The sequence below is a fragment of the Streptomyces sp. NPDC012935 genome (genome assembly GCF_042900345.1).
Lineage (GTDB): Bacteria > Actinomycetota > Actinomycetes > Streptomycetales > Streptomycetaceae > Streptomyces.
Map to the genome: position 1 here is coordinate 117,503 of NZ_JBIBBC010000021.1, position 18,819 is coordinate 136,321.

Here is an 18,819-nt window from a genome sequence, read left to right on the forward strand (position 1 = left end):
CAGACGCTACCTTCCGGCCACGCCCCCGTCCCGTGGGGGCCTTCCGGTGTGCCGGTATCGTTGCTGACGGTCGGCTGCTTCGTAGACTTCCCCGTATCCCGGGGCGCGATGCATTCGTATGAACGTACAGACGTTGTGACGTACGGACGCGAACGTACATGCCGTCGGCCGCATGAAGAACGCCCCCCCCCGAGAAAGGGCCCCATCGTGGCCGCCAAGCCCGTGGCCAAGCGCCTCGTCGTGCTGGTCTCCGGATCCGGCACCAATCTGCAGGCGCTGCTCGACGAGATCGCCGCCGTCGGTTCCGAGGCGTACGGCGCCGAGATCGTGGCCGTCGGCGCCGACCGCGAGGGCATCGAGGGGCTCGCCCGGGCCGAGCGGGCGGGACTGCCCACCTTCGTGCGGAAGGTCAAGGACCACGGCAGCCGGGAGGAGTGGGACGCGGCGCTCGCCGACGCCGTATCCGCCTACGAGCCCGATCTCGTCGTCTCCGCCGGGTTCATGAAGATCGTGGGGAAGGAGTTCCTCGCGCGCTTCGGCGGGCGGTTCGTCAACACCCACCCTGCGCTGCTGCCCAGTTTTCCCGGCGCCCACGGCGTCCGAGACGCTCTCGCGTACGGCGCCAGGGTCACCGGCTGCACCGTCCACTTCGTCGACGACGGCGTCGACACCGGGCCGATCATCGCTCAGGGCGTGGTCGAGGTCCGGGACGAGGACGACGAGAGCGCTCTGCACGAGCGCATCAAGGAAGTCGAGCGAAGGCTGCTCGTCGAGGTCGTGGGGCGGCTCGCCCGCAACGGCTATCGCATTGAGGGACGAAAGGTAGTTATCCAGTGACCGCCGACAGCACTGTCACGGCCGAGAGCACCAAGCGGGTCATCCGTCGCGCGCTCGTCAGCGTCTACGACAAGGCCGGGCTCGAAGAGCTCGCGCGCGGGCTTCACGAGGCGGGCGTCGAGCTCGTCTCCACCGGGTCCACCGCCGGGCGCATCGCCGCCGCAGGCGTCCCGGTCACCAAGGTGGAGGAGCTCACCGGCTTCCCCGAGTGCCTGGACGGCCGCGTCAAGACGCTGCACCCGCGCGTGCATGCCGGCATCCTCGCCGACCTGCGGCTGGACAGCCACCGGCAGCAGCTCGACGAGCTGGGCGTGGCGCCCTTCGACCTCGTCGTCGTCAACCTCTACCCGTTCCGCGAGACCGTCGCTTCCGGCGCCTCCCCCGACGAGTGCGTCGAGCAGATCGACATCGGCGGTCCGTCGATGGTGCGTGCCGCCGCCAAGAACCACCCGTCCGTCGCGGTCGTCACCAGCCCGGCCCGTTACGCGGACGTCCTGGAGGCCGTGCAGAGCGGCGGCTTCGACCTCACCACCCGCAAGCGGCTCGCGGCCGAGGCCTTCCAGCACACGGCGGCGTACGACGTCGCCGTCGCGAGCTGGTTCGCCTCCTCCTACGCCCCCGTCGACGAGTCGCAGTTCCCCGACTTCCTCGGCGCCACCTGGGAGCGCGAGAACACCCTGCGCTACGGCGAGAACCCGCACCAGCCGGCGGCCCTGTACGTCGACGGCAGCGGGAGCGGTCTCGCGCAGGCGGAGCAGCTGCACGGCAAGGAGATGTCGTACAACAACTACACGGACACGGACGCCGCCCGCCGTGCCGCGTACGACCACGCCGAGCCCTGCGTGGCGATCATCAAGCACGCCAACCCCTGCGGCATCGCGATCGGCGCGGACGTCGCCGAGGCGCACCGCAAGGCACACGCGTGTGACCCGCTGTCGGCGTTCGGCGGTGTGATCGCCGTCAACCGTCCGGTCAGCAAGGAGATGGCGGAGCAGGTCGCCGAGATCTTCACCGAGGTCATCGTCGCGCCCGACTACGAGGAGGGGGCCCTGGAGGCCCTCGCCAAGAAGAAGAACATCCGGGTGCTGCGCGCCCCCGAGGGGCCGAAGAACGACGTCGAGGTCAAGGCCATCGACGGCGGTGCCCTCCTCCAGGTCACCGACCGCCTCCAGGCCGACGGCGACGATCCCGCCAACTGGACCCTCGCAACCGGTGAGCCGCTCAGCGCGGCGCAGCTGTCGGAGCTGGCCTTCGCGTGGAAGGCGTGCCGGGCCGTGAAGTCCAACGCCATCCTGCTTGCCAAGGACGGCGCCTCGGTGGGCGTCGGCATGGGTCAGGTCAACCGTGTCGACTCCGCGAAGCTGGCCGTCGAGCGGGCCGGCGCGGAGCGCGCGCAGGGGGCGTACGCCGCGTCCGACGCGTTCTTCCCCTTCCCCGACGGCCTGGAGATCCTGACCGAGGCCGGCGTGAAGGCCGTGGTTCAGCCCGGCGGTTCGGTCCGCGACGAGCAGGTGGTCGAGGCCGCGAAGAAGGCCGGCGTGACGATGTACTTCACCGGGACGCGGCACTTCTTCCACTGAGCCGTTCATGCCGTGGGGCCCGCCGGTCGGTGATCGGCGGGCCCTCGCCGTCTCAGGTCACCGGCGCGACGCGCACCGTCATGTCGAACTGCGCAGCGCCGCCCAGGTGTTGGGCCCCACCTCGCCGTCGACCTCCAGCCCCTTGTCGCTCTGGAACAGCCTGACCGCGGACTCCGTGTCCGCGCCGAACTCCCCGTCCACGCCCGAGCCGCCGACGCTGTAGCCGCGCTTGCTGAGCATGCACTGCACCTGGACCACGCGCTGACCCTTGTCGCCCCGGTCGGTGAGTTCGGTGCCGGAGTAGTGGGTGCAGTCCGAGATCCAGGGCGGGGTGGCGGGTGTCGTGGCGGTCTTGGTGGGGGTGGCCGTCGGGGCGCCCCCGCCACCCCCACCATTGCCGCCGGCGCCCGCGTCGCCGTCTGCGGGAGTGGAGGTTTCGTCGCCGGGCTCGGCCTGCGTTCCGCCCGCGGCGCCGCCGGTGGCGCTCGGGTCGGCGGACTCGGCGGCGGCAGACGCCTTCGCGTCGGTGTCCTTCCCCTTCTCCTCCGTCTTCTTCTCGTCGCGGGAGGGCGACGGGGCGGAGCTGGAGCTGGGGAAGGCAGCGTCCTGCGCGTCGTCGGGGGCGAGGCTGCCGGTCGCCGTAGCCGCAGCCGACGCCGTTTCGTCGACGGACGTGCCGGTGAGGAAGAAGGCGCCCGCCGCGACCGCACACACGGCCAGCCCCGCGGCGCCGGCGAGGTATGCCCTCCGCTTGCCCCGCTTGGCGCCGTCCACGGAGGCGGGGACAGCGGCCGTACGCTCCCCCGGCAGTCGCAACTGGACCGTCTCCTGGGAGGTCCGAGAGGGCTGCGAACTCATGGGTGCCCGGGAGGTCTCCTGGACGGCGGCACCTTCCAGCATCTCGCAGGCCTGCCGTCGGCCCAGCAGCCGGGCGCTCAGCGGCTCGTGCCAAACGGCTGCGCCGCCGTGACCGGCCGCCGTGGCGGCGTCGGTGAGCTGCCGCGGGGTGGGGCGCCCGGCGGGGTCCTTGGCGAGGCAGACGGTCAGGAGTGCGGCCAACGCGGGGTCCACGGCGCTGAGTTCGGCCATGATGTCCTGCTTGGGCTCCTCGAACGCGACCCGGTGCATCACGTCGACACCCGTTCCGTCCCCGAAGGGGGCGTGCCCGGTGGCGGCGTAGATCAGGCTTCCCGCGAGCGAGAAGACGTCGGAGGCGGTGTCGCAGCGGCCCTCGCGCAGATACTCGGGCGCCATGAAGGCGGGCGTGCCGACGCGGCTCCCGGTCGAGGTGATCGCGCTGCTGTCGGCGGCCTGCGCGATGCCGAAGTCGATGACGTGGGCGCCCTGCAGGGAGAGGATCACGTTGGACGGCTTGAGATCCCTGTGTACGACATCGGCGGCGGTCAGCGCCGAGAGGGCCTGCCCCATGTCCCCGACCAGCCGCCACACCCCTGCGCGCTCCAGCTTGCCGCACTCACGCACCGCCTCGGCGAGGTTGAGGCCGGGCAGGTACTGCGTCGCCATCCACAGCAGCGAGTCGTCGAACCCGGTGCCGAGCAGCTGCGGCGTGCGCGGGGTGTGGACCCGGCCGTGCACGGCGGCCTCCCGCTCGAAACGCCGCCGGAAGCGGGGGTCTTCGGCGTACTCGGGGCGGATCACCTTCACGGCGGCGAGGCCGGGCGCGTTGTCGGCGGGGCGGGCCAGGTAGACGTGGCCCATACCGCCGCTGCCGAGCAGGCCGAGGGGGAGATAGGGGCCGATGCGGCCGGGGGCGGTCGACTTCAGCGGGGTGGCGCCCGCCTGCTTCAGGGCGGCGTACCGCTCGTCTGTCATCGATCCCCCGACCGCTCTGCTGCCTCAAGCTGCTCCGGTGTCACTGCAGTTGACGCGAGGCTACCGTGCCGGGGCGGCGGGCCCGGACAGTTCGCGGCACAGACCCCAGACGGCCCCGCGCCGAGTTCAGCACCCGCAGATGTGCCGTCTTCGTCGGTCTCTCTAGAACTCGTACCGCCCGACCTCAAGGAAGTACCGCAGTTCCTCCGGCGTACCGTCGATCGCGTCTTCCGCCGCCGCGCGCAGGGCGTCGCTGATGGTCGGGTCCGCCAGGATACGGGCCACGCGGACGCGGTCGTCCTCGGCGCGGGCGAGCCGGTAGCCGGTCTCCAAGAAGGCGCGCAGGGCGTCCGGGGTGTTTGCGTCGAGGGCCTCGTTGGCCTCCCTGATGACCGCCTTGTCGGTCTTCGGGTCGGCGGTGCCGAGGATGCGGGCGATGGCCACGCGGTCGTCCTCGGCCTGGGCGGTCCAGCGGCCCGTCTTCAGGAAGTACCGCTGGTCCTCGATGGTGCCGTCCATCGCCTTCTGCGCGGCGGCGTACACGGCCTTGCCGGTCTCGGGGTCGGCGATGATGCGCATGATGGCGACGCGGACGTCGTCGTCGGACATGTCGTCGACGTTCGAGCCGTCCGTGTCGGTGGCGGCTGCCACGGTGACGGCCGACGGCGGGGCCGGTTCGGCGGCGAAGGCCGGGGCGGCCAGCAGGAGTGCCGGGGTCAGGGCGGTTGCCACGAGGGTCAGGGCGATACGGCTCGGTCTCACGCGTGAACCTTCCTTGCAGATCGGGGCTTGCAGATTCAGGGACCCGGGGCCTCGGGGCTCCGGTACTTGGCGCAGGGCCATCTTCCCTGGGCTCGCACAGGAGTTCACGGCAATAACCAAGCACCCTTCGGGAGCTGGTCGTTGCCCACGAAGGGCGGGACACGCGAAGCGGCCTCCGGCCCTCCCCCGAGGGAGCCGGAGACCGCGGATCGTGGCGTCAGCAGGCCTCAGCAGGTGCGCAGACCCGGGATCGCCCCGTAGTTCACGCCGCCGGACACCTTGTTGGCCGGGAACCAGCCCCAGCCGCCGTTGCTGACGTTGGTGTCGGCCTGGGTCCACAGCCACCAGTCGTTGCGGGCGTCGCCGACCGGCGGGTTCTCCTGGCCCGGGAACTTCTTCTGGCAGACGAACCAGTTGTCGCCCGCGTTCAGCCGGCCCGCGACGTTGCCGTTGAACATCACGTTGCCGGCCTGGTAGTTGTGGCAGTAGCGGGAGTTGTTCGGCCCGCTGCCCCAGCAGCCGTTCGGTGCCGCCGAAGCCCCCGTCGGCGTCAGGGCCACGGCGCCCGTGGCGAGTACGGCAACGGCGCCCAGCGAGGCGAGCATGCGCTTCATGGTCGGTGTCCCTCCGGAATTGCCACCCCCGTTGGTGGACAGGAACACCGTGGCGCCGACCGGCCCCGAGCGGTACCTGAGAACTCTCAGGGTCACTTCTTCGCGGGCGGCGTGTACTCCTTGAGGTAGTGGGCGACGCGGGTGGCGTAGTCGCGGTACTTCGGGGGAACTCCGCCCGCGTTGTTCACGACCTTGGTCGAGGTGCGGTAGGCGGCGGCCAGCAGTACCTGGCGGTCGCCGGACAGGCCGTTCTGGTTCAGGAGCGGTTCCATGTAGCAGAGGTAGCGGCCCACGGCGGGGATGGACTGGGCCGGCGTGAGGGGCGGTTCGGGTGTCTTCGTCGCCGGTACGCCGTCCGCGCGGATCCACCAGCGCAGCAGACTCGGCGTCCAGCGGGCGATGCCGTACTCGCCCTCCTTGCCCGCGGACGGGTCAAAGAGTTCGGGGTCGAAGTTGCTCTCCGCCTTCAGCAGGGCGGCGATCAGCGCGGGGGTGACCTCGGGCCGGACGCAGTCGTGGGCGGAGTCGACGATGAGGCGGCGATAGGCCACCGGGACGCCCTTGTCGGTACGGAGTTCGGAGGCGCCGTACGTGGCGGCCGTGACCCTCGTGCTCTCGCGCCCCGGCCCGCCGGCCCCGCTTGCGCCGCTGTCGGCGCCGGTGTCCACCCAGCTGCTGACGCCGTAGCCAAGCGCCGCCACCGCCACCACGGCGGTCGCGGCGGTCAGCATCGTCGTACGGCGGGAGCGGCGGCGGGGGAGGAGCGCGCGTGGCAGGCGCGGCGAGCTGCCCGTGCCCGCCGCGGCGCTCACCCGCCGCAGCAGCGCCTGGGTGCCGATGCGGTCGCCGTGCGTACGGGTCAGGCAGTCGCGCACGATCTCCCGCCACAGGTCCGGGAGTTCGGGCGACAGGCGCAGTTCGTCGGTGCCGCGGGCGTAGGCGGCGGCAGCGTCACGGCGGGTCGACGGGGTGGCGCCGGGCAGCGGGAAGGAGCCGGTGAGGACCAGGTGGGCCAGGACGCCGAACGCCCAGACGTCGGCCGACGGGCGGATACGGCGGCCGCGCTCGCCGATCTCCGACCAGAGCAGCTCCGGCGGCGTGTAGTCGGGTGTCGAGAACGCGGGCGTGTACGCGTGCGTGCCCTCCAGCTCCGCCGCCATGTTGAAGTCGGCGAGCCGGGCCGAACCGTCCCTCATCAGCAGCACGTTGGCCGGCTTCAGGTCCCCGTGCACCCAGCCCGCGTGGTGCAGCTGCGCCAGCCCCTCGCAGATCTGCGCGAGCAGGACGGGACCGGAGGCGGGGCGCCGCTCCGCCACGAGCAGCGCGGACAGGGAGCCCTCCGCCTTCTCCAGTACGAGGATCGTGGCGCCGTCGAGGGCGGGGCGGGCCGGGTCGTCGACGATGAGCGTGTCGTACATCCGGATCAGCCGCGGCTGCTTCAGCCGGCGGTGCAACTCGACCTCGCGCTCGATGAGTTCGCGCAGGTGCGTGAGCTGGCGGGGCGTGCCGGTGCCGGTGGGCAGGAACTTCAGGGCGACCGTCTTCGGCAGGGACTCGTCGTCCCCGACGCGCCTGCCCTCGTACACGCTCCCGAACGCCCCCGTGGCGATGGGCTCCCGCACCTCCCACACGCCCACCCGGTACCCCTTCGGCACCGGCACGGCATACGGCTCGGTCACCGGGTCACCCGGCCGGACGCCGACCCGGACGGGGCCGAGAGGGGCAAAGCCGGGGGCGACGGCTCGCGCATGACGACGAGATCGTCCTCCCGCACCAGGTCGAACCGGAGCGCCAGCGAGACCAGCGACTCCTTCTTGCCGTTGAGCCGCGGACCCGTGTCCGCCGTCTCCGGGCCTGGCTTGAGCCGCAGCTTCACGGCGAGGTAGTCGATGTTCCACTGGACCGACGTACGGGACGCGGCGGGCCAGTTGGGGCGCAGCCGGTCCACGACCTGGTCGACCGTGGGCAGCGGGGCGTGCGGTTCGCCGCGCAGCCGGGGCTCGCACAGGGCGGCCAGGACCGCGAAGTAGCGCTTGGTGCGGTCGACCGAGAACGCGGGCGCAGTGGTCGCGCCGTCCAGGCCGCCCTCGGAGCTGAGGTAGTCGTGGCGCGGCGCCCACACCTCGATCGGCAGCAGGTCGCCGGCCGCCGGCAGCACGATCCGCGAGAACTCGAAGGGAATCGGCGCGTCGAGCCGCCCCGGCCCCACCTTGATGTGCTCGCCCGCGCCCTCCGGGTTCTCCACGACGTACGTCTGCTCCCGGCTGAGGTTGCTCAGTATCCAGAAGGCGCCCTGCGCGGTGATCTCACCGGCTCTGCGGGACACCCCCTCGTGCGCGATCGTGAGGGCGTTGTCGGAGGCGGAACGGCCGAAGCCGAGCCGCTCGCCGGGCGCCAGCCGGAGCTGGGTGCGGTCGTCGGTCTCGTCCTCCGTGGTCGGCGGAGGTACCACGATGATGCTGTACAAGGTGCGTCTCCCCGTGCCTGACGGCTACCCACGTCAGAGTAGGGCGACGCAGGGGGGCCGTGCCCCCCTCGTACGAGTGAGACACGGCCCCTTGGCGTGAATGGCGCGAACGCGCCGTCCGCCGTGCTCAGTTCGAGCGGATCACGATCGACGAGCAGACCTTGTCGGCGAACGTCTGCTTCTTGGCGTCCCACAGCGGCCACAGCCAGCCGAGGTAGCACGCGAGGCTGTCCAGGAAGTGGGCGATACGGCGCACGAACGCCATACCGACGCCCAGGGGCTGACCGTCCCGCTCCCGAACCAGGCGGATGCCAAGTGCCTTCTTGCCGAGGGTCTGGCCGGTGCGGCCCTCCTGGATCAGCTGCCAGATCGCGAGGCCGACGATGACGAGGTAGCCGACGATGGCCAGGGCGGGGATGTCGTTCGCCGCCCCGATCCCGATGAAGATGTACGGGACCGCGAACACCAGAATGTCGACCAGGGTGCCCCCGAAGCGCAGACCCCAGTGCGCGTACGTCGGCTGGACGCCGTAGCCGGGCTGAGCGTAGCCGCCGGGGTAGCCGGGCTGCTGCGGGTAACCGCCGGGGTAGCCCGGCTGCTGGGGGTACCCCGGCTGCTGCGGGTAGCCGTACCCCTGCTGCGGCGGGACGCCCTGGGGCGCCTGGGGGTAGCCCTGGCCCGGCTGGCCCTGCTGGGGGTAGCCGTAGCCGGGCTGTGGATTCTGCGGCTGTCCGTAGGGGTCGTTGGGCGAGCCGAAACTCATGGCCGGGTTCCTCCGTTGCGAATGCGGGGACGATGCGGCATTGCGCGGAGGAACTTCACGATTTGAGCGGTTTTGCCCCCCGAACACGATCCGCGAAACTGCGCCGTTCATCGTTCTAGGTACCGTGCGATTTTGTCCAGTCTGAGGCGGAACCTGTTGTGCAGATGCAATCTTCGGGATCTTGCAAGGGCGATGTGCGTCACGGGCCCGGCGTCCGATTGGAACCGGGAGGGCGTCATCCGGGAGGATGGGGGTCATGACCGCCCAGATTCTCGATGGCAAGGCCACCGCAGCCGCGATCAAGTCCGATCTGACCGCCCGCGTGGCGGCGCTGAAGGAGAAGGGCATCACGCCCGGCCTCGGCACGATCCTGGTGGGGGAGGACCCCGGCAGCCAGAAGTACGTCGCCGGCAAGCACCGCGACTGCGCCCAGGTCGGCATCGCCTCCATCCAGCGCGAGCTGCCCGCCACGGCCACGCAGGAGGAGATCGAGGCGGTCGTCCGCGAGCTGAACGAGGACCCGGCCTGCACCGGCTACATCGTCCAGCTGCCGCTGCCCAAGGGCATCGACGAGAACCGGATCCTGGAGCTCATGGACCCGGACAAGGACGCCGACGGCCTGCACCCGATGAACCTCGGGCGCCTCGTCCTCAACGAGCCGGCTCCGCTGCCCTGCACGCCCAACGGCGTCCTCACGCTCCTGCGCCGGTACGGCGTCGAGATCAAGGGCGCCGAGGTCGTGGTCGTCGGTCGCGGCGTGACCATCGGCCGCCCGATGCCACTGCTGCTGACCCGGCGCAGCGAGAACGCGACGGTGACCCAGTGCCACACCGGCACACGGGACCTGTCCGCACACCTGAAGCGCGCCGACATCATCATCGCCGCCGCGGGCTCCGCCCACCTGATCCGCCCCGAGGACGTGAAGCCCGGCGCCGCCGTCCTCGACGTCGGTGTCTCGCGCAGCGCCGAGGGCAAGATCGTGGGCGACGTCCACCCCGGCGTCGCCGAGGTGGCCGGCTGGATCTCCCCCAACCCCGGTGGCGTGGGCCCGATGACGCGGGCTCAGCTGCTGGTCAACGTGGTCGAGGCGGCGGAGCGCAGTGTCGGCTGAGGGCCGCGCCGGCAAGGCGCAGGAGATCGAGGACGTCGAGGAGATCGAGGTCCGCGATCCGGTGAGCGCGCCGGACGCGGAGGGCAGGCCCCGGCGCACCACCCGCCGCTTCCCGCTGTTCACCAGGGACACGGCACGCCCCGAGGGCGGCGGCCGTGCCGCCCCCGGTGACGCCCCGGCGCCCGCCCGGCAGTGGCCGGTTCTGCTGGTGCTGGGCATGGTCGCGGTGGGTCTGCTGATCACCGCGCTCGACGTGTTCCGGGTCGGCACACTGGTGATCGGCAGCGCCCTGATGGTCGGCGCGGCGCTGCGGTGGCTCCTGCCGAGCGTCGGCATGCTCGCGGTGCGCTCCCGCTTCACGGACATAGTGACGTACGGCGTGCTGGGCCTCGTGATCGTGCTGCTGGCGTTGATGGCGCAGCCGGAACCGTGGCTGAGGATCCCGTTCCTGAAGGACGCCCTGCATTTCACGGTGGACAGCTGAGGCCTTACGGCCCCGAAGGCCACGCGGCGCGACGGCGGCCCGTCCTCTCCCCCGAGGAAGGACGGGCCGCCGTCTGCGTCAACCCTCGGGCACGGCGAAGGGGCTGTTCAACGCCTGTCAGTGCGCTGTGGCACGGAAGTGACCGTTCCGCTACGTCGGGAACCAATGCGCCGCTCGGTGTCGTCACCCGATCGGATCTGGTTCGGAGGTGAGCGATGGGTGCGTGGCAGCCGCTGCCCGACGATCTGCCGCCGGAGGTGCGGCACTTCGTGGAGCAGTTGCGGCAGCTCAAGGACCGCACGGGCCTGAGCCTGGTCGCGCTGGGCGCGCGCACCGCGTACAGCAAGTCCTCCTGGCAGCGCTACCTCAACGCCACCCAGCCCCCGCCTCGGCAGGCCGTCGTCGCACTGTGCCGGGTGGCGGGAACGGGCAGGGACGAGGCGGAGCGCTTCGGGGTGCGGTGGGAACTGGCCGTGCAGGCATGGCCGAAGCCCGCCGTGCTGCCGCCGAAGGGCGAGCACGGGGCGCACGGAGTGCGCGGCCCGCGTGAGGCGGACGAGGCGCGCGAGGAGTACGAGGAGTACGAGGATGACCCCACCCTGCCGTGGTGGGACGCGCCGCCGAAGGCGGCGGAGCCGTCGTCGAGTCGGCTGCTGGTGGCCGCCGTCGCGCTTGCCGTGGTTCTGGTGCTGACGGTGCTGATCGGGGCCGTTGCGCTGGGGTGAGCCCGGTGAGGCTGTCGCGTCGGACTCGTCCGAATACGGCGGATGTGACGTGCGTGATCGTTTATGTGCTTTCTGTGTGTCGATGTGTTGACAAGTTCGCGCATTTGCAAGGAAGTCGTTCAACAAGCGGGCTAGCGTGGTCGACCGGGACGCAACGGGGTCGTCCCGCGTGTTGGCAAGGGCTTACTGCCAGGGTTGTGTCGGCCGAGGAGGGTCGCCGATGGAACACTGGACGCCATTCGATGGGCGTGCAACGGTGCATGCCCACGGTCCCAATGCTCCCGTGCGCCCCCACCCCGGGAACTGAGATCCTTACTGGGCGCATCCCTGTGGGTAGCCACATCGGGGACTCGGCAGAGGGCACCACGCGCGGGGGAACGCGAGAAACACCAGCACGAACCGGGGGGAAGAGGGGGAAGCAATGCCTCGTTGGAGGGCCTTGCCGGATGAACTCGATCCGCAGGTCAGGGAGTTCGCGAGCCAGCTGCGCCGGCTCGTGGACCGCAGCGGTCTGAGTATCGCGGCGTTGGCCGACCGCACGGGATACAGCAAGACGTCCTGGGAGCGGTATCTGAACGGGCGGCTGCTCGCGCCCAAGGGTGCGATCGTGGCGCTTGCCGAGGTCACGGGTACGAATCCGGTTCACGTGACGACGATGTGGGAGCTCGCCGAACGGGCCTGGAGCCGTTCGGAGATGCGCCACGACATGACCATGGAGGCCATCCGGATATCCCAGGCCCGCGCGGCGCTGAGCGAGTTCGGGGCGCCCCCGGCGAACGCCAAGGGGGGCGCGAAGGCGGGCCGTACCGCCCGCAGGAGCGGCAGCGCGACGGCGACGCCCGGGATCGCGGGGCCGGCGGGCGTGGCACCGACCGTGCCGCCGGTGCCTGCCCAGCCGACGGCGCCGGAGGTACGGGATTCGGCGGTTCGGGATACGCCGGTGCGGGATTCCCCCGCACGGGACGCGGTCCGGGACTCCCAGGTGCGGGATTCGGCGGTACGGGACTCGCCAGTCCGGGACTCCGGCGGAGGTGACGTCCGGGAGGACGGAGCCGCCTCCGGAGCCAACTCGTGGGGACTGGCGGGGTATCGAGGTCCGGCGCCGGCGGGTGGCCGTACGTCGGGGGCGGAGCCGTCGGGAGCGTCCGGGGCGTCTGCGGCGTCCGGGATGTCCGGGGCGTCAGGCGCCTCCGGGCCGTCCGGCGCCGCGTCGAGCTGGGTGCAGGCCGCGTCCCAACCGCACGGCGAGCCCCCGCAGGGCCCCCGGCCCGCAGGCGTGTCTCCCGGTGGTGGCGGCGGCAAGCGGCGGCTGACGATGTTCCTCGCGGGGGTCGTCGGCGTGCTGGTCGTGATCGCGGCGGTGTTCTTCCTCACCGACGCCGGCCGCGGGCAGAAGGGCGGCGAAGCAGCCAACTCGCCCTCCCCGTCCGCGACGACCGACCCCGACCTGCCGGCCGGGGTCAAGTGCAGCGGTGACTCCTGCACCGGCAAGGACGCGGAGAGCATGGGGTGCAGCGGTGACCTCGTGACGACCGCGAAGACCGCGACCGTCGGCACGGCCGTGGTCGAGGTGCGCTACAGCGAGACGTGCGGTGCCGCGTGGGGCCGTATCACTCAGGCCGCGCAGGGGGACGAGGTGGCCGTGACGGTCGGCAAGGCGAAGGAGACCGGCACGATCACCGCCGTCGGCGACACCATCGCGTACACGCCGATGGTGGCCGTGAAGGACGCGGGCGAGGCCACGGCCTGCGCGACGCTGGCCGCCGGGCAGGAGGGGTGCACGCAGTAAACAGGGCACCCGAAGAACTCTCGGAGCGGCATCTCGACGCCGGTCAGGCAATCGCAGCCTGGCCGGCGTCGGGCGTTCGGACGGGGCCGGGGGATCGCGGCGACCGGGGCGGAAGGACCGGGGCGAAACAATTTCGGGTCGGACAGGAATGGCCGTCGGCAAAGTGGGCACGCGCACCGTACCCCCACGGGAGTCCGGCAACCGGTACCCCCACCCGGCGGCCGCCCACGTCCCACCTCTCCCGGACAGGGCGGCCGCCGCTTTTTTGCCCCAGTGGTGGCTTTGTGGGCCGGGCCACACTGACCCGGCCGTGCGAGATCCCGGAGGCGCGATAGCCTGACCGGTGGATCTCTCGACGCCAAGAGATCGATCATCTCTACGTCCCGCACCCCGGGGCAGGGATGCCCTCACCGCCAGCTGTCATACGGAGAACGCCATGACCCGCACTCCCGTGAACGTCACCGTCACCGGCGCGGCCGGCCAGATCGGTTACGCCCTGCTCTTCCGCATCGCCTCCGGCCAGCTGCTCGGCGCGGACGTGCCGGTCAAGCTGCGCCTCCTTGAGATCACCCCCGCGCTCAAGGCCGCCGAGGGCACCGCCATGGAGCTCGACGACTGCGCGTTCCCGCTCCTGGCGGGCATCGACATCTCGGACGACCCGAACGTCGCCTTCGACGGTGCCAACGTCGCGCTGCTCGTGGGTGCCCGCCCGCGCACCAAGGGCATGGAGCGCGGTGACCTCCTGGAGGCCAACGGCGGCATCTTCAAGCCCCAGGGCCAGGCCATCAACGCCCACGCCGCGGACGACATCAAGGTCCTGGTCGTCGGCAACCCGGCCAACACCAACGCGCTCATCGCGCAGGCCGCCGCCCCGGACGTACCGGCCGAGCGCTTCACCGCGATGACCCGCCTCGACCACAACCGCGCGCTGACCCAGCTCGCGAAGAAGACGGGCTCGACGGTCGCCGACATCAAGCGTCTGACGATCTGGGGCAACCACTCCGCCACGCAGTACCCGGACATCTTCCACGCCACGATCGCCGGCAAGAACGCCGCCGAGGTCGTCAGCGACGAGAAGTGGCTGGCCGAGGACTTCATCCCGACCGTCGCCAAGCGCGGTGCGGCGATCATCGAGGCCCGCGGCGCCTCCTCCGCGGCCTCCGCGGCCAACGCCGCCATCGACCACGTCCACACCTGGGTCAACGGCACCGCCGACGGCGACTGGGCGTCCATGGGCATCCCGTCCGACGGCTCGTACGGCGTCCCGGAGGGTCTGATCTCCTCCTTCCCGGTCACCGCCAAGGACGGCAAGTACGAGATCGTCCAGGGCCTGGACATCAACGAGTTCTCCCGCGCCCGCATCGACGCCTCCGTCAAGGAGCTCGAGGAGGAGCGCGAGGCGGTCCGCTCCCTCGGCCTCATCTGACAGGCGCGAGCCGGCTCCTGACTCACGATCCCCGGGTGGCACGGGCCGCCCGGGGATCGGTGCGTCCGCACTCCCCGCACCGCACAGCGGCACCGTCGTCGAACACCGGTGCAGGCGCTGCGCAGGAAACGTGAGCGGAAGGGGTGAGACCGCGGCTTCGGGCGACTCGCGTCACACGCGTGTCCTATGCTGGTCGATCCTGACGAGATCAACTCCTGTGCAGAATGGGGCAGTTGGTCGCGCCATGACAGGGCAACCTGCCATGACTGGTTCCTGAATCGGGGGACGATCCATGACCCAGCCGCAGCTTCCGTCCCAGCGGGAGCAAGCGCCGAGATCCGGGCCGCGCCGTCCGGTCGACCCGGCACGGAGTGAGGCGTGCCGGCTGCTCTGTGCCGGGACGTATCTGCACGTCGGTTACCGGGACGCGGTGATCGACGAACTGTACGTGCACCGCGAGCGGTTCGCCGCACCCTCCTACGGCTACGACGCGGCCCGTGTCCTCGCCCATGCCCTGCGTTCCCGCCGCCAGGAAGTGGCGTGGTCGGCGGGGATGATCGCCCTGTGGGTGGTCGTGGCGGCGCTCACCAAGTTCCACATCACCGTGGTGATCTGGCCGATCCTCCTGATCGCGCTGGGCCGCCGACTGGGCGGCAGCCGCGACATCGACGGGAAGTTCCCGCAGTTCGCCATGTTCCGGCGGCTCCTCGCCTTCGTACTGCGCTGGTACGGGCGTATCACCCTGGTCTTCGTGTACGTCACCCTGCTCCGGCTGCTCATCGCCGGTCCGCAGGAGTCCGCGTCCGACTACTACGGCGATTCCGGTGACAGCTTCCTCGACTCGTCGGACGGCGCCGACCTCGGCACCCCCTTCGACCTGCTGAACGCGGCCCTCGCGGAACCCAACCGGTTCACCGCCGCATGCCTGCTCGCGCTGCCGCTGCTGCTGGCCCTGCTCAGTGTGGGGCAGCGGGGCCAGTTCGCACGCACGATCGCGGGCGAGCTGTCCAAGCAGCGTTTCCCGCACGTCGCCGACGACCCGGCCGAGACGGCACCCGCCCAGCGGTTCGGCGAACTGAGCCGGCGTATCCGTCAGGAGCAGCACGCGCCCCTCATCCTCTACGCGAAGGCCGATCCCTTCCGCGGCGCGGGACTGCCCTTCGAACCGTGGTCCCTCTCGATCGAACTGCGCCCCCGCACGACCGGCGACGGGGACTCTCCCCTTGACGCTCTCACCAAGACGGGGTCGACGCCCGCGGAGCCGCTCGACAACGCCACGGTCCTGGAGAAGATCAAGCCGCTGGTGGAGCAGTTGCGGGAGCCGTCGGCACGCACCTCCCCGCAGGCCGCCGACGCCGTCCTCGACCGGCTGCGCGAACTCGTCGTGGACGAGTGCGTGTTCCTGCCCGCGGAAGGGCTGCCGGGCCGGATGGCGTTCCCGTACACCGAGGACACGTATCTGATGCACCGCGGCGACGCGGTGGAGGAAGGCGGGGAGCAGCGACGGCACTTCCTGCGGGTGCGCGTCGGCGGGTGGGACGAGGAGATCGTCGTCACCGTCTTCGTCCGGGTCCACACCCAGGGCGGCATGCTGATGCTCGAAGTCGCGCCGCACGTACTGCCGCCGGTCAACGCGCTGTTCGCGACCGCCGACAGGAAGGCGCACGAGCATCTGCACCGCGGTGGCCTCGGCCGCTACCTCTTCGCGTTGCTGCGCATCCCGGCCGCGACCGGCGACGCCCTGCGTGTCCTCGCCCGCGCGGTCGCCCAGACGTGGCGGCAACTTACCGACGTCCACGCGGACACGCTGCCCGACGGGCCCGGTGCCTCCGTGCGGGAACTCGGCGCGGACGACCGGGCGACCCTCTTCCAGGAGATGGACATCGCCCGCTACCTCAAGTCCATCCAGGACCGGATCGCGAGCGGGGTGGGCGAGGCGCTGTGGAACGCCGGATACGAGGTCGCCGAGTTCGAGCAGAAGGTCACCAACGTGTTCAACAACAGCGGGACCTTCGTCGGGGGCAACGTGCAGGGCAACGGGATCGCGATCGGCAAGGACAGCAAGGCCGTCTCGTCGGCCGGCAAGCCGCCTCCGGCCCCGTCGGCCGGTGCCGGTGGCGCGTCGAAATAGCACGTATCAGCGCGTCGTATCAGTACGTCGCATCAGCGCGTCGAACAGCAGCAGACAACGGAGGGGACCACATGAACCAGCCGCCAGCGTCCGACGGACCCGGCTCCGGTACGTACGTCGGGGGCTCCGTCACCGGCAACGGCATCGCGGTCGGTGCCGGTGCCAGTGCCGCGTACACCTCGATGACGGCCCCGGCCGACGAGTCGTATCAGGCCTTGCTCAAGGCCGTCCGCGACCTCAGCGAGGACCTGAAGAGGTACCCCACCACCTCCGAGACGGAGGAGCTCTCCGCCAGCCTGGAGGAGACCGAGCGGCAGGTGACCACCACCGGCCGCGCCCAGCCCGGCGTCCTGGACCGGCTCCGCACCGCCCTGGAGGCGGCCGGCGGCGTCCTCGGCGCGATCACCTCCGCCACCGCCCTCGGCACGGCCGTGGCCGGCCTCATCGGGGGCTGAGCGATGCGCGGCGGGGGCGCCGGCGAGGTCCGGTGGAACAAGGACACACAGTCGTGGGAGCGGGTGGGCGCGGGCGGTCACCCTGCTCCGCCTCCGCCGCCCGACAGGCCACCGGCGGCCGGGGGGCCGGGGGAGTGGCCCGCCGGGGAACCGGTGGGCGGGCCGTTACCGCCCGCACCGGGCCCCGACTGGCCGCAGCCACCCGATGCACCGCCCGGGGCACCGCGTGGCCGCCGGAACAGGGTCATCGCCGGCGCGGTCGGCGCGGCCGTCGCGGTCACCGCACTCGCGACCTGGCTCGTGGTCGACCAGGCGGGGGACGACGACAAGGCGGGCGGCACCGCGTCGAGCACGGCCACGACCTCCCGGGGCGGACGGACCGAACCGCCCTCGGACATCTCGTCCGACCCGGTTCCCACCTCCGAGGACCCGTTCACCGCGGCCTCCGAGTCGCCCGAGGTACCCGACGGGTTCCGGGCGGTCGAGGACCCCTCCGGCTTCTCCACCGTCGTCCCCGAGGACTGGACCCGCAGCGAGCAGAAGGGCGGAGCCGTCGTCTTCTACACCTCACCCGACGAGCTGAGCCTGCTGCAGGTCTTCGAGGTGGTCGAACCGGGCTACACCCCCGACGACGCCCTCGACATCGCCGTCGACAGCCTGTCCGGACAGCCCGGCTTCACCCAGATCAGCCGCGGAGCCGTCCCGGACGAGACGTATGCGAGCGAGCTCGTCTACGAGTACGACAGCAAGGAGCTCGGTGAGCGGGTCAAGGCTGTCGACCGGGTCTTCCAGACGGACGACGGACGCCTGTACGCGATGATCGTGCGAGGCACGACGCAGGACTGGCCCGGGACGCAGGAGACGCTGGAGAAGGTCCGGGCGGCGTTCACACCGAGCTGAGACCCTCAGACGCGGTCAGGGGGCTAGCCGCTTCTCGAACCAGTGGCTGGCATAGATGTTGTCGTCGTAGGCAGGGATGTCCGTGTACCCGCACGCCCGGTACATCGCCTGCGCCTCGGTGAGCGCGGCGTGCGTGTCCAGGCGTACGGCCCTCAAGTGCCGTGCGAGGGCCTCCTGTTCGAGGGCGGCGAGGAGACGGCGGGCGAGGCCCAGGCGGCGGGCGTCGGGACGCACCCAGACATGGCGGATCTCGCCGACGCCGGGCTCCAGTCGCCGTAGCGCTCCGCAGCCCACGGGGCGGCGCTCCTCGTAGGCGACGAAGAACGCGCCGGCTTCGCCGGACACCTCCTCGGGCCGTACGAGGTCGTCCTTGTCGAAGCCCTCGGGGAACCGCTCGTCGAGGTCGGCCGCGTAGGCGTCCAGACAGGCCCGGGCGTCCGGTGCGGCGCCGTCGACGAGGTCGACGGTGATGCCCGCGAGGCGCAGCAGCCGCTGGGCGGTGGCCATCGCCGCGGTCAGTTCGGCGCGCTGCGGTGCGCTCAGGCCGGCCAGCAGTCCGGCCGCGGCCCTGCCCGCCCGCCGGTCCTGCTCCGTCACCTCCACCTGCCCGGCGGGGGTCAGCTCGATCATGCGTGACCGGTTGTCCCGCGGATGCGCGCTCAGCGTGACCATGCCCTGGGCTTCCAGTGCCTTGGCCATCCGGCTCAGATACCCGGCATCCAGACCGAGCCGGCTCCTGAGCTCCCGCAGGGACGTGCCGTCCCCGATCTCGAACAGCAGCCGGGCCTCGCCGAGCGGGCGGTCCTGGCCGAGGTAATGGTCGTCCAGAACGCCGATGCGGCGCGTGAAGTAACGGTTGAAACGGCGGAAGGCCGTCACGTGGTCCGTCGACACTGGCTCCATATTTCTTTGACTTTAGTCAAAGAACTCGCCGGTGTCCAT

17 protein-coding genes are annotated in these 18,819 nt (G+C 71.3%); 10 read left to right on the forward strand and 7 right to left on the reverse strand.

Annotation, left to right across the window (positions count from 1 at the left end; all coding sequences use genetic code 11):
* Nucleotides 1–207 precede the first annotated feature (207 nt).
* Together purN and purH are read left to right on the forward strand one after the other, a co-directional pair.
* Nucleotides 208–837 carry a phosphoribosylglycinamide formyltransferase gene (purN, locus tag ACFY5C_RS35700; RefSeq protein WP_389452675.1) on the forward strand — a complete coding sequence of 210 codons (630 nt, stop codon included), beginning with the start codon at nucleotides 208–210 and terminating at the stop codon, nucleotides 835–837.
* Nucleotides 834–2,417, forward strand: coding sequence for a bifunctional phosphoribosylaminoimidazolecarboxamide formyltransferase/IMP cyclohydrolase (gene purH, locus ACFY5C_RS35705; protein WP_389452678.1), 1,584 nt, complete (start codon nucleotides 834–836; stop codon nucleotides 2,415–2,417). The genes purN and purH overlap by 4 nt, the downstream gene beginning before the upstream one ends.
* Before the next feature lie 78 nt (nucleotides 2,418–2,495).
* On the opposite strand, the gene ACFY5C_RS35710 is transcribed toward purH, so the two are convergent.
* From ACFY5C_RS35710 to ACFY5C_RS35735, 6 genes are all read right to left on the reverse strand, one after another.
* A complete protein-coding gene (locus ACFY5C_RS35710) occupies nucleotides 2,496–4,250 on the reverse strand; it encodes a protein kinase (RefSeq protein WP_389452681.1) in 1,755 nt (584 codons plus the stop codon).
* A gap of 162 nt (nucleotides 4,251–4,412) precedes the next feature.
* Nucleotides 4,413–5,012, reverse strand: coding sequence for an ALF repeat-containing protein (locus ACFY5C_RS35715; RefSeq protein WP_389452684.1), 600 nt, complete (start codon nucleotides 5,010–5,012; stop codon nucleotides 4,413–4,415).
* A gap of 227 nt (nucleotides 5,013–5,239) precedes the next feature.
* Nucleotides 5,240–5,626, reverse strand: coding sequence for a hypothetical protein (locus ACFY5C_RS35720; RefSeq protein WP_389452686.1), 387 nt, complete (start codon nucleotides 5,624–5,626; stop codon nucleotides 5,240–5,242).
* Between the two features lie 92 nt (nucleotides 5,627–5,718).
* The gene (locus ACFY5C_RS35725; RefSeq protein ID WP_389452688.1) at nucleotides 5,719–7,305 is read right to left on the reverse strand and encodes a protein kinase; all 1,587 of its coding nucleotides are present in this window, start codon (nucleotides 7,303–7,305) and stop codon (nucleotides 5,719–5,721) included.
* Nucleotides 7,302–8,093, reverse strand: a complete 792-nt coding sequence (locus tag ACFY5C_RS35730; protein WP_389452691.1) for an FHA domain-containing protein — start codon at nucleotides 8,091–8,093, stop codon at nucleotides 7,302–7,304. Before ACFY5C_RS35730 ends, ACFY5C_RS35725 begins: the two co-directional genes overlap by 4 nt.
* Nucleotides 8,094–8,220: 127 nt before the next feature.
* Nucleotides 8,221–8,856: an RDD family protein gene (locus tag ACFY5C_RS35735; RefSeq protein WP_389452694.1), complete on the reverse strand. Its 636-nt coding sequence runs from the start codon at nucleotides 8,854–8,856 to the stop codon at nucleotides 8,221–8,223.
* A 256-nt stretch (nucleotides 8,857–9,112) separates the two neighbouring features.
* Between ACFY5C_RS35735 and ACFY5C_RS35740 the strand changes: the two genes are divergently transcribed.
* The 8 genes from ACFY5C_RS35740 to ACFY5C_RS35775 all read left to right on the forward strand — a co-directional run bounded on the left by ACFY5C_RS35740 (nucleotide 9,113) and on the right by ACFY5C_RS35775 (nucleotide 17,877).
* Nucleotides 9,113–9,967 (forward strand): bifunctional methylenetetrahydrofolate dehydrogenase/methenyltetrahydrofolate cyclohydrolase, encoded by an 855-nt coding sequence (locus tag ACFY5C_RS35740; protein ID WP_328879810.1) that lies wholly within the window; start codon nucleotides 9,113–9,115, stop codon nucleotides 9,965–9,967.
* Nucleotides 9,957–10,451, forward strand: coding sequence for a DUF3017 domain-containing protein (locus ACFY5C_RS35745; protein WP_389452697.1), 495 nt, complete (start codon nucleotides 9,957–9,959; stop codon nucleotides 10,449–10,451). Before ACFY5C_RS35740 ends, ACFY5C_RS35745 begins: the two co-directional genes overlap by 11 nt.
* 215 nt (nucleotides 10,452–10,666) lie before the next feature.
* Nucleotides 10,667–11,176 (forward strand): helix-turn-helix domain-containing protein, encoded by a 510-nt coding sequence (locus ACFY5C_RS35750; protein WP_389452700.1) that lies wholly within the window; start codon nucleotides 10,667–10,669, stop codon nucleotides 11,174–11,176.
* A gap of 421 nt (nucleotides 11,177–11,597) precedes the next feature.
* The gene (locus ACFY5C_RS35755; RefSeq protein WP_389452703.1) at nucleotides 11,598–12,965 is read left to right on the forward strand and encodes a DUF2690 domain-containing protein; all 1,368 of its coding nucleotides are present in this window, start codon (nucleotides 11,598–11,600) and stop codon (nucleotides 12,963–12,965) included.
* A 436-nt stretch (nucleotides 12,966–13,401) separates the two neighbouring features.
* Nucleotides 13,402–14,391, forward strand: coding sequence for a malate dehydrogenase (locus ACFY5C_RS35760; RefSeq protein WP_389452706.1), 990 nt, complete (start codon nucleotides 13,402–13,404; stop codon nucleotides 14,389–14,391).
* Between the two features lie 292 nt (nucleotides 14,392–14,683).
* The gene (locus tag ACFY5C_RS35765; RefSeq protein WP_389452709.1) at nucleotides 14,684–16,522 is read left to right on the forward strand and encodes a hypothetical protein; all 1,839 of its coding nucleotides are present in this window, start codon (nucleotides 14,684–14,686) and stop codon (nucleotides 16,520–16,522) included.
* A gap of 71 nt (nucleotides 16,523–16,593) precedes the next feature.
* Complete coding sequence (locus tag ACFY5C_RS35770) at nucleotides 16,594–16,977, forward strand: hypothetical protein (protein WP_389452711.1); 384 nt, start codon at nucleotides 16,594–16,596, stop codon at nucleotides 16,975–16,977.
* Nucleotides 16,978–17,130: 153 nt separating this feature from the next.
* Nucleotides 17,131–17,877, forward strand: a complete 747-nt coding sequence (locus ACFY5C_RS35775; RefSeq protein ID WP_389452713.1) for a hypothetical protein — start codon at nucleotides 17,131–17,133, stop codon at nucleotides 17,875–17,877.
* Nucleotides 17,878–17,892: 15 nt separating this feature from the next.
* On the opposite strand, the gene ACFY5C_RS35780 is transcribed toward ACFY5C_RS35775, so the two are convergent.
* A complete protein-coding gene (locus tag ACFY5C_RS35780; RefSeq protein WP_389452716.1) occupies nucleotides 17,893–18,780 on the reverse strand; it encodes a GNAT family N-acetyltransferase in 888 nt (295 codons plus the stop codon).
* Nucleotides 18,781–18,819: the final 39 nt, after the last annotated feature.